At 37.6% G+C, this 12084-nt stretch carries 8 protein-coding genes; 7 read left to right on the top strand and 1 reads right to left on the bottom strand.

Annotated features, from left to right (window positions below):
• The first annotated feature begins 62 nt into the window (after positions 1-62).
• The 6 genes from tagD (at position 63) to tagH (ending at position 9498) form a co-directional block, all read left to right on the top strand.
• Positions 63-452 (top strand): glycerol-3-phosphate cytidylyltransferase, encoded by a 390-nt coding sequence (gene tagD, locus CKW02_RS17530; RefSeq protein ID WP_008343212.1) that lies wholly within the window; start codon positions 63-65, stop codon positions 450-452.
• A gap of 96 nt (positions 453-548) precedes the next feature.
• Positions 549-2015 (top strand): alpha-glucosyltransferase N-terminal domain-containing protein, encoded by a 1467-nt coding sequence (locus CKW02_RS17525; protein WP_003213045.1) that lies wholly within the window; start codon positions 549-551, stop codon positions 2013-2015.
• A gap of 48 nt (positions 2016-2063) precedes the next feature.
• Positions 2064-4325, top strand: coding sequence for a CDP-glycerol glycerophosphotransferase family protein (locus CKW02_RS17520; RefSeq protein WP_003213154.1), 2262 nt, complete (start codon positions 2064-2066; stop codon positions 4323-4325).
• A 182-nt stretch (positions 4326-4507) separates the two neighbouring features.
• The gene (locus CKW02_RS17515) at positions 4508-6874 is read left to right on the top strand and encodes a CDP-glycerol glycerophosphotransferase family protein (protein ID WP_003212950.1); all 2367 of its coding nucleotides are present in this window, start codon (positions 4508-4510) and stop codon (positions 6872-6874) included.
• 172 nt (positions 6875-7046) lie between these two features.
• On the top strand, positions 7047-7874 hold the full coding sequence (locus CKW02_RS17510; protein WP_003213689.1) for an ABC transporter permease: 828 nt from the start codon (positions 7047-7049) through the stop codon (positions 7872-7874).
• Positions 7875-7893: 19 nt separating this feature from the next.
• Positions 7894-9498 (top strand): teichoic acids export ABC transporter ATP-binding subunit TagH, encoded by a 1605-nt coding sequence (gene tagH, locus CKW02_RS17505; RefSeq protein WP_003213398.1) that lies wholly within the window; start codon positions 7894-7896, stop codon positions 9496-9498.
• A gap of 223 nt (positions 9499-9721) precedes the next feature.
• On the opposite strand, the gene galU is transcribed toward tagH, so the two are convergent.
• Complete coding sequence (gene galU / locus CKW02_RS17500) at positions 9722-10603, bottom strand: UTP--glucose-1-phosphate uridylyltransferase GalU (RefSeq protein WP_095117895.1); 882 nt, start codon at positions 10601-10603, stop codon at positions 9722-9724.
• 269 nt (positions 10604-10872) lie between these two features.
• Between galU and wecB the strand changes: the two genes are divergently transcribed.
• Positions 10873-12012, top strand: a complete 1140-nt coding sequence (gene wecB / locus CKW02_RS17495) for a non-hydrolyzing UDP-N-acetylglucosamine 2-epimerase (protein WP_003212632.1) — start codon at positions 10873-10875, stop codon at positions 12010-12012.
• Positions 12013-12084: the final 72 nt, after the last annotated feature.

Below are 12084 nucleotides of genomic sequence, written 5' to 3'. Positions count from 1 at the left end.
GGATAAACGTTACTGCATGAAAGCAGTTGAATAAGGAATGAAGAAAGGAGTTCATGTTTGCGATGAAGAAAGTTATTACTTACGGTACATTTGATTTATTACACTGGGGGCATATTAAGCTGCTCGAACGTGCAAAGCAGCTTGGAGATTACTTAGTGGTGGCCATTTCGACAGATGAGTTTAACTTACAAAAATCAAAAAAGGCTTATCATAGCTACGAGCATCGAAAGCTCATTCTTGAAACGATTCGTTATGTAGACGAAGTCATTCCAGAAAACAGCTGGGATCAAAAAGTCCGTGACGTGCAAGAGCACGATATTGATGTGTTTGTCATGGGAGATGACTGGGAAGGTAAATTCGATTTCTTAAAAGAGCATTGCGAAGTCGTGTACTTGAAAAGAACAGAAGGCATCTCGACAACACAAATTAAGGAAGAAATTGCTGGACTTTAATAGATCAAAAAAAGTACTTCTTATCTTTTGGTGAGAAGTGCTTTTTCATGTAAAATACAATGAGCAAGTTATCATTATTTTTAAGGAGAGCTTCCTTTGTTTCAAAATTGGATGAAGAAAAAAGTTGAACACACATTGGATCAACCTGAACAACATGAAACAATGACATCGGTTGACATGCCTGATATGGACTACTACTTTATCATGGGTGATGTACCAAAACAGGATGAGCACTTAACGAAGTCTTTAAAAGCAAGATTAAAGCCATTGGCTGACAAACATAAACGTAATGCCATTTTAACTTTGAATTATGATGCAAATGTGAAAGAACATATTCATAGCTTGGAGGAGACCCTTCTGCACCAAGTTGACATCTTGAATGTATTTGAGCACTATATTCTACCGGAAAGCGGAAGTAAAAGGCGTTACTCGGAATTTATCATCGGTACATCTTTTCAATCGATCAATGAAGCAGTGATGCCAGCAGAAGAATCAACAGTGCAGGTGACGAGATATGAACTGCCATCTTCCCCTATTTGTTATATTGATCAATATAATGAAGAGCAGGAATTAATAAAGAGGGAAGAGTACAATTGGCAGGGCGTTTTGTGCAGAGTACAAAGCTTTGTTCCTCATACAGGTGCCCTATACTTGGAAGAACTAATCAATGACGATGGCAATATCTATATGGAGATCATCTACCCTGGAGATACAAAAAAGAATCCAGTACGGCATATTAATTGGTATAAAAAAACAGGAATTCAAACTTTTACAAAGAAGACAGATATAAAGCAACGATGGTTATCTAGTATTCAAACACAAAATGACCGTTTGAAACTGATGATTACAGAAGACCGGGATCAAGACCGTCACCTGTTTAAAATCGATCAGCCCGAAACAACGTATTATGCTGCATTTGTACATGACGCACATTATGAAGAAGATCCGCATCAACTCAATTCTCAATATGAAGAATTATTTAAACAAATAAGAAAACAGCAAGTGGATGCCGTCTTCTTTGGAGATACTAAGCATAAGGTAGATGTTGAGAAGGTATTGGGAGAACAAGCCTATTTTTATCTTGTGCCTTCTGATGAAATGTCTCTTTGGAATACAGCACTTCATCATATGCTCGAAAATCGTGAGCGTAAAGATGAACTGAGAAGGATCGTGGACCGCATGAAATGGGTTTTGCGTGATCTAAGCGCTGAACATCATGTTCTTCATCTTCAGCTTGAGCTGAAGGACGAAATGAGTCATGCGGATCATGTGCAAATCGATTTCGCAGGATATGATCGAGTGAATGGAGCTGAAATCATATCTCAAACAATCGATGAAAACCATCAAGTCAGCTTCCCAATTGGGCATTTTCAAACAAAGAAAAACATTGAAACCAATCAAACAAAATACGTTGATTTTTACATTCGTTTTAAAACAGAAGAACTTCAGGAAGTTTTGCAGCGTCTAGAAGTAGAGGAAAAGCTGCTCACCAATAAACCATCGTCAATCGATGGGTGGTCGTATCAAACGAAACAAGGAAACTATTCTTGGAAAGTAAAATAATGTGACAACACAACGGTAAGATTTCTGAACAGAGGAGATTAACGATTAATGATTGAAGAGGGAATTCATAAGAAGAGTGTCGTTGAAGGGTTAAAAAATCATCATGAGAAACTAGAAATGCTTATTCGCATCGACGATGACATGCCATTAACAGATAGAGAATTTTATTTGTTTATGAGGGAAAGGGTATCAAAACAAGAGCTTTTCCTTCCGCTTGTTCATCAAGAAGACAATCTATTTAAATTGGTATTGAGTGAACCATCGCTTCCGCTTGCATTAGAGCAGGGTCAGACATACAACCTGTATGTGACAGACTATCTGAGTGCAAACAAAGAAGAGGATGAGGACGAGCTTGAGGACTCAGCCTATGATTCTGATTCAGAAGAAGAGGAAGAAGAACTAAAAGAAACGGATCATGCCGAAGTAGAAGAGAAGACGCCATACTATAAACGCCGTTTAAAAATGGAAATAGAGAAGCCAGAGCTGACTTATTTAGAAAATAAAGACGCGATGCTGTATGTCATCCCGTATCGTACGGATAAAGGAAATGCATCGTTTAAAATCAAGCGTGAGCTAAAGGTTGTGAAATTCAATCATATCGAGCTCAACAAAGAATGTACGTTATCTTTATCTGGTTATGCAGGCGTTCTCAGTGCAGAGCATCCTTATGAAATCAAGGAAGTAAAGCTTCTAGTGAAGAGAAATGGCGAAGAGCCAATTGAGCATCGTTTTCCGGTAAATATGACTCCAATAAAAGAGGGAGTGGTCAAATACCGTGATGATCAACAGGTACCTCAGCTTTATCAATTTCTAGCAGAAGTTCCTTTAGAGGAATTGACCTATTCGTTAAACAAACGTTTTGTATATCGCTTCTATTTTGAATTTATTTGCGATGTAGGTGGAGTAGAGGAGACTTTAACGACCACTTCTTTAGTCCTTGGAGATCGCTCGAACAAACTCAAAGGACTTGTTCAAATTCATAAAAGAAATGATGTACCGATTCGATATGAGGTGTATCGAAAGAAAAAAAGACAAACGCTTGGCATTCGAATTAATGATTATACAATGAAAACACGTGCGAAGTACTATGTCAAAAGCAAGTGGAAGAAGTTCAAAAAGCAAATCGGTAAAATCAAAAAAGTCCGTAACCGTCTTGTAACAAGGACCTTTAAAACGACCTTTCAGCTGGCGAGCAAGCTGTCTGTGAAAAAGAAAACCGTTATGTTTGAAAGCTTTAATGGAAAACAATTTAGCTGTAACCCACGTGGGATCTATGAGTATATGAAAGAAAATCATCCTGAATATACATTGATCTGGAGCGTGAAAAAAGGGCACGAAGCACCGTTTAAGGAAAAGGATATTTACTATATCAATCGTCTGTCATTGAAATGGATTTTTGCGATGGCAAGAGCTGAGTATTGGGTCGTCAACAGCCGTTTGCCGCTGTGGATTCCAAAACCAGAGCATACAACATACTTGCAGACATGGCACGGTACGCCGTTAAAACGACTGGCGATGGATATGGACGAGGTGCATATGCCTGGAACAAACACGAAAAAATACAAAAAGAATTTCACGAAGGAAGCGTCGAATTGGGATTACCTCATTTCTCCAAATGCTTACTCGACTGAAATCTTTACACGTGCCTTCCAATTTCAAAAGACCATGATTGAGTCAGGATATCCGAGAAATGACTTCCTTCACAATCAAAACAATGAAGAAACGATGAGAGCACTCAAACAAAAAATGAACCTGCCGCTTGATAAAAAATTAATCTTATATGCTCCGACATGGAGAGACGATCAATTTTATAAAAAAGGACAGTATAAATTTGATTTAGACCTTGATTTGCATGAGCTGAGAGCCGCTATCGGAGATGAATATATTATCATTCTGCGTATGCACTATCTAGTCGCTGAAAACTTTGATTTAGGACCATATGAAGGCTTTGCCTATGACTTCTCTCATTACGAAGATATTAGGGATCTTTATATGATTTCTGATCTGCTCATCACTGACTACTCATCTGTATTCTTTGATTATGCAAACCTCAAACGTCCGATGCTATTCTATGTGCCAGACATTGAAACATATCGTGACAAGCTGAGAGGCTTCTACTTTGACTTTGAACAAGAAGCACCTGGACCTCTTGTGAAAGAAACAGCCAGCGTCATTGACTGGGTAAGAGAAACAGAACAGCCAACCTTTACATTGCCAGCTTCATTCGCGCCGTTTTATGAGAAATTCTGTTACTTAGAGAACGGAGAGTCCTCGAAGCGTGTGGTGGAAGTAGTGTTTTCTGAAAAATAGTTTAAAAAGTACCGTTCTTCATCTTTTGAACGGTACTTTTTTGTGTTTTTTATTCCAATGTACACATATTTAAAAGTTATGGTAAAAATAAAAAAACATAGAATTTTAACAGTAAACATGCTAAATTTAGATAAGATTATCCGGTAATGTAAATTTGCTGAAAATAATATAGAGGTGCTTCAATGTACAAACTTTATCATAATTTTATAGAAATTCTTAATTTAGATGAACAAAAGTTAGTGTTATATATTGATGACATAGAGAAGTTGTGTACTTTTGAATTTAAAGAGCTAATTGTAAACGAATCAAAGAGGATTTGTGAAATTAATGTAAAGGATCAGATGATTTTTGAATCTTCAATAGATCATTCTAATGAAATGATCTATCTTTATTCTAAGGATCAGAACTTGTATATTGTCAAAGAAAGTTCTGACATTCTTCAACCAAATCAAATACATCCTATCGACATTAACAATCAATTTGAAGATATATATGTCAAACAATTAGGGTTAGACCGCTATGGCTTATATAGAGGCGAAGAGGAACTGTTATTATTCTCAGGGCTGCTGAACTTAGATGAGATCAATCGGAATTATAAAATGGATTTGAAGATTCATGGGGCAGATAGAAGATTTGTAGACATCTCCTTTATCAAATATAGTCCCTTCAACTTTGTCGTTACGTATGATTGCCAAAATAAAGAACTAAATGTAAGGAAAATTTTGTTTGATGTGATGCAGGAACATAAAGATATTGAAGTGACTGTGAATAATCGTAATCAAATCAAAATTTTAAATAAGGTGACTGAGCAAAAGAAAATCGTCAACTTTAGACTTGTTCCAAGATATCAGCCGCTCAAGGTTTTTGGTAAAGATACATTAGAGCAATTCAAAGAAGATAATATCATTAATATTTTGGTGATTAATAAACAAAGGTATTACATTTATGTAAGAACGAATGGTGTTTACTTAGTAAGAGGAAACCCTTATCTTGTTACAAAACATACATCAAGACTACGTATTTTTAGTTTGTTTAATAGCTTTTATGTTTATGGAAGGCTGACACATTACGCGTATAATTCAGACCAAAAATATGAATATCTGTACATTAGAAATTCTGATTACCAAGTGGCGAAATTTATAAGACCATTTAGAAAGATCAAATTCCTAAAAAGGTATGGTTTCTTTAAAATTTCGTTAAATGATCTTGATTTAGACAGCAGAATCCACAATAACTTGTTCGTAGGAAATGATCACCGAATTATCCATAGTTTAAGGTTGAAAAAGAGGGATAAGAAGGTCAAAACATATATCACGAAAAAGAATGGGGACAAGCTGCAAGTCCTAAGAACCAATCTATTTGGAAATGTGACATCAACCATTATTCCTTATTCACAGGAATATTCTTTATTTAGTAAAGTGAAAATAAAAATAGCGAGTATCCTATCATCATTCTATAAAGACAAAAAGTATCGTGTGAATTTGTTTTTTGAGAAAAAGAGTGATAAAGCAGATGAATCAGCTATTAGAGTGTATGACTATGTACAGGAAAATTGTCAAACAGACTCAAAAAATTACTTTATTCTTAATAAGAAATCAAACGCATATCCAGCATTGAAAGCGAAATATGGAAAGGGTATCATACCGAAATACAGTCTCAGACATTATTTAAGTATATTTAATGCCAGTTATTTTATATCAAGTGAATTATCTAACCATGTTCTGAATGATAGGTTGTATATTGACCATCTCAGAGAGAGAATCATGAGTGTCCCACTCGTCTTTTTACAGCATGGCATTATGTTTGCTAAACCGGTTGATAATCCAATGGCCTTTGGATTCCATAAAGACAAGAATCAATACAATATTTATAAATCAGTCATCAGCTCTGAATTAGAGGCCGGTGAATTTTATAAAATGAACTATGATCGTGAGGATTTGATTTTGACAGGTCTGGCAACCTTTGATCATGCCAAATTAGTAGATGGTGCAGATAAGATCGCCTTTATGCCAACTTACCGATATTGGGAAGAGGGACTTATTTATACGAATAGAATTGAAGAAACATCTTACTATAGAGTTCTAATCAAAATCATCAAAAGCTTTGAAGAAGCAGGTCTTCTTGATCGTCTGTTAATTGTACCGCATAACAAATTTTCACAGTACGTTTATCAAAATCTGCCTCAGTATAAACATATTATTTCTGATAACCCATCGGAAGCGCTAAAAGTGTCAAAAGTGTTTATTACTGATTATTCATCTGCTATTTATGATGCACAATATAGAGGTGCCTACCCTATTTTTTATTGGGAAGAAAAAGATTACTTGATTAGACAGTATAAGGCGATTCCTCCTGTAAACGATGAAAATGCACCAGGACCGATAGCATATAATACACAAGAGCTGATTCGAATCGTGAAACATGCGATCGATTGTCAGTATGTTGTGGAAGATGAATATAAAGAAAAATACCTGAAAATCAACAGCTTTAACGATAATCAGAATACGAAAAGAATTACGGATTTCTTAAAAGAACACCAAATTATCTAATATGTGAGGACCCCCTGAATCAACGATTGAAAGGATTCAGGGGGTTTTTGTCTTCTAGTTTGACGTGCATGACTTTTGTTATAAGATGAAATGTGCATCGTTATCTGTTACAATTATGAGCGGTGCTTTTTAAAAAAGTAATCCCAAAAACTTATATCTAAGGAAGATTAGAATGAACGCAATGTTGACGATATTAAAGGAGCAAATCAGCTCATTTCCGCTGATTATGCGACTTGCTGTTTATGAAACAAAATCAAAATATCAGATGAATTATTTAGGTGTTTTATGGCAGTTTTTAAATCCATTGATTCAAATGCTGGCTTACTGGTTTGTTTTTGGTCTGGGAATTCGCGGAGGACAGCCAATTGTCATTGGAGGGATGGAAGTTCCGTTTATCATTTGGATGCTGGCTGGATTAATCCCTTGGTTCTTCATTAGTCCGACGATACTTGATGGATCAAACAGTGTGTTTAAACGTATTAATATGGTATCGAAAATGAATTTCCCGATTAGTGCGCTGCCGTCTGTAGTGATTATGTCCAACTTGTTCAGCTACTTTGTCATGATGGGTGTCTATCTGATTGTGCTGATTTCCTATGGCATATATCCTGATGCGCATTGGCTACAATATATATACTATCTTATTTGTATGATCGCGTTTATGTTTTCGTTTAGTTTGTTTAATTCCACGATTAGCGTACTCGTGAGAGACTATCAATTTCTTTTACAATCAGTGACACGTTTACTTTTCTTTTTGCTGCCGATTTTTTGGAATATCTCAGAGAAGCTCACTGGAGACAAAGCATGGATCGGGGATATACTAAAATTGAATCCTCTTTTCTACATTATTGATGGTTTTAGAAATAGCTTGTTAAAGGGAGAATGGTTCTTCCATGATGTGAAATATACGCTTTATTTTTGGCTGATCACGCTACTTCTTTTAACAGTCGGTTCATTGCTTCATATGAAATTTAGGGATAAATTTGTCGATTTTCTTTAAAAAGTAAGGAGATTATACGATGAAACTAAAGGTTTCGTTTCGAAACGTATCCAAGCAATACGTCCTATATAAAAAGCAGTCAGATAAGATTAAAGGGCTGTTTTTTCCTAATAAAAATGAAAAAGGTTTCTTTGCTGTTCGTGATGTGTCCTTTGATGTATATGAAGGCGAGACGATTGGTTTTGTAGGGATCAACGGATCTGGAAAATCAACGATGTCGAATCTTCTTGCGAAAATCATTCCACCGACAAGTGGTGAAGTTGATATGGACGGTCAGCCTTCGTTAATTGCCATTGCGGCAGGGCTAAACAACCAATTAAGCGGGAAAGACAACATTCGCCTCAAGTGTTTGATGATGGGGCTGACGAATAAAGAGATAGACGAACTATATGAAAAAATCGTAGAGTTTGCGGATATTGGTGACTTTATTGATCAGCCTGTGAAAAGCTATTCAAGCGGAATGAAGTCACGTCTTGGCTTCGCCATTTCAGCGCATATCGATCCAGATATCTTGATTATTGATGAAGCGTTGTCTGTTGGTGACCAAACCTTCTATCAAAAATGCGTGGATCGAATCACAGAATTTAAAGAACAAGGGAAGACGATCTTTTTTGTCAGCCATTCCATTAGCCAAATTCAAAAAATCTGTGACCGAGTGGCTTGGATGCATTATGGTGAGCTTCGTATGTTTGATGAGACGAAGAAGGTCGTGAAAGAGTATAAGGAGTTTGTTGAATGGTTTAACAAGCTTTCTAAAAAAGAAAAAAAAGAATATCAATTGAAACACAAAGAAGGTCGCAAAGGTGTACAAAAAAAGACAGAGAAGGTGTCTCGATATGATGAGAACGGAAAACGACGTTCCTTTTTTGGACCAGCCTTTCAAGTGACGATAATAGCAGTTTTAACGATTTTACTTGCCTTATCGATGTTTTCGGATCGTCCACTTCGTACACTGGCGACGTTTGGCGCCATCCCAGCAGATAAGACAGAATCGCCTCAGTCAAAGAACCAGCTAACGAAAGGGGCGCCTGATATGAAAAAGGTGGATCGACAGACGCTTGTCACGGCAGATCCACTCACGGTGTACAAAGATCAAGCCATGAAAAAGAAGGTAGGTGTCACTTTGCCATTCGGACAAGAAGTACAAGCTGTCGCTGAAAATAAACAAACCGTTCAAATCAAAACAGCATCAGAGACGTATTTTGTCAAACCTGAAGGGCTTCAACATGCAGAGGAATTAAAGTCTTTATCCATTGGACCTGGACAGTTCAACTCGTATGTATCGCCCGCATCTGCTGGCTCGTATGAGTATTTACTTTCTTTCCTCGGAAAAGAAGAATCGGTGCTTAAGCAAAAAATGCAGACGCTGAGCTCGATCAAAAGTGATCAAGGCGGTACGATCGAGCGATTGACCACAGAGAAAACTGACTATGTCATTCAAAATGGTCAAGCAAATGCTATTGTCTTTCATGAGGTGATGCCGATCTCTCCTTCGACACTTGGACTGACAGAACAGAAGGTTTGGATGAATGAGAAACAAACGAAATTCGCAGTAAAGGGCGAAAGCAATCTGTTTGTCATTGATAATGAACAGCATACACTGACGATTTCAGTGATGAAATAAAAAGCTGCCGATTAAGGCAGCTTCAGCGTGTAGACAAACCCTCGCATTCGTTGTCAGGTCTGCGCGCTGGTGCTCACGAATATTCAATTCGCTCCGCGCCAGTGCTCGCCCTTCCTAGACTTCAAAGGTTTTCTATCACGCTGAAAAGAAGACAAAGTGCTAAAATAAAAATCATTTTAGCACTTTGTCAACAATCTAAAGCTGCCGATTCCGGCAGCTTTTTTTAATTCGCTTCTTCTTTTTCGAGAAGCTGTTTCATAAATGGAATGAGTTTCTTTTTTAGATCCTCATCTTGAAGGGCAAACTCGAGAGTCGTCTCGATGAATCCTTGCTTCTCACCAACATCGTATCGTTTTCCTTCAAAATCATAGGCGAATACACGCTGGATATCATTCAGCTTTTGGATGGCATCTGTCAGTTGAATTTCCCCGCCTGCACCAATTTCTTGCTGATCAAGGTACATAAAAATCTCTGGTGTGAAAATGTATCGTCCTAAGATGGCTAGATTGGATGGTGCTGTACCTTGCGGCGGCTTTTCTACAAAGTTTTTCACTTGGTAGCGGCGTCCTTCTTGTGTAAGAGGGTCGATGATCCCGTAGCGATGCGTATCGCTGTCTGCTACCTGCTGAACACCGATCACAGATGAAAGGGTCTTTTCGTATTCATCCATCAGCTGGCGAAGCCCAGGTGTTTGAGCTTGAACAATATCATCGCCTAATAAAACGGCGAATGGCTCATCACCGATAAAATTGCGTGCGCACCAAACAGCGTGTCCAAGTCCTTTAGGTTCCTTTTGACGTATGTAATGAATGTCAGCAATGTTAGAGGATTTTCTCACCTTCTCTAGAAGCTCGCTCTTCCCTTTTTCCTCTAGGTTGCGCTCTAGCTCTGGTGCAAAATCAAAATGATCCTCAATGGCTCTTTTTCCTTTTCCAGTGACGATAATAATGTCTTCAATTCCTGATTCAACAGCTTCTTCAATAATATATTGAATGGTTGGTTTATCAACGATTGGCAGCATTTCTTTAGGCATAGCTTTTGTTGCAGGGAGGAAACGTGTCCCAAGACCTGCAGCTGGTATAATGGCTTTACGTACTTTTTTCAATGAACTTTGCACCTTCCTTACATAGATAACCGATTTAATCACTCAATGTTTGTTCTTGGTCGTCTGTTTAAAGTGTAACTTACAAATCATAGGAAAGACAAATGATTTCACTAAAATGAATTTTAGATAATTCATATTTTATATGTTAAATGTAAAGGAAAGAGAAATTTAACGTTAATTCAATGTAAATTTCTTTTTTTATACCATTAAATTTATCCTCCAAATTGTGTATAATTGAAAGTACTATACTAGGAAAGAGGATTAAACAAGTGAAAAAACTAAATGTAATGACTATTTTCGGTACTAGACCTGAAGCGATCAAAATGGCACCACTTGTCCTTGAATTAAATAAACATCCACTGATAAATTCGATTGTCACTGTGACAGCCCAGCACAGAGAAATGCTTGATCAAGTTCTTGAGGCTTTTTCAATTACGCCAGATCATGATTTAAACATCATGAAGCAGCGCCAGACATTATCTGAAATCACATCAAATGCACTGTTAAAGCTAGACCAATTATTCCAAGAAGAAAAACCTGATATTGTCCTTGTCCATGGGGATACTACAACAACCTTTGCAGGAAGCTTGGCAGCATTTTATCACCAAATTTCAGTTGGGCACGTCGAAGCAGGATTGAGAACACACAATAAGTATTCGCCGTTCCCAGAGGAATTGAACCGTCAAATGACAGGCATTATTGCCGATATTCATTTCTCTCCTACAGAGGAAGCGAAGCAGAATCTTTTAATTGAAAATAAAAAAGAAGAGACCATTTGTGTGACAGGGAATACAGCGATTGATGCCCTGCAAACTACAGTTACTGAGCATTATCAGCACCCTATTTTAGAGAAAATAGGCACGGATAAAATGATTTTGTTAACGGCCCACCGCAGAGAGAATCTCGGCCAGCCGATGAAAAATATGTTTAGAGCCATTAGACGTGTTGTAGAAGAGTTTGAAGATGTTCAGGTCGTTTATCCTGTTCATTTAAACCCTGCCGTACGTGATGCAGCTCAGACAGAATTTAGCGGTCTCGATCGTGTACACTTAATTGAACCGCTTGAAGTCGTTGATTTCCATAACTTTGCTGCCGCTTCGCACTTTATCTTAACGGATTCTGGCGGTGTACAAGAGGAGGCGCCTTCTCTAGGGAAGCCAGTTTTAGTGCTCCGTGATACAACAGAACGTCCAGAAGGCGTGAAAGCAGGCACACTTAAGCTTGCAGGTACGGATGAAGAGACCATTTACAAAATGGCTAAAGAGCTGCTAGTAGATCAGAAGGAGTATGACAGCATGTCTAAGGCGTCTAACCCTTATGGTGACGGACAAGCATCGAGACGAATTGTCGAGGAGCTCCTCCATCGATTTGGATTAAGTGAAGAAAAACCTGCCCCATTTAAATCATAAAAAAAGAAGACAAAGAGCTAAAATAAAAACCATTTTAGCCCTTTGTCAACAATCTGAGACTACATTCATGTA

Source organism: Bacillus pumilus (assembly GCF_900186955.1).
Taxonomy (GTDB): domain Bacteria; phylum Bacillota; class Bacilli; order Bacillales; family Bacillaceae; genus Bacillus; species Bacillus pumilus.
This window is presented reverse-complemented; position numbering and strand designations above follow the sequence as displayed.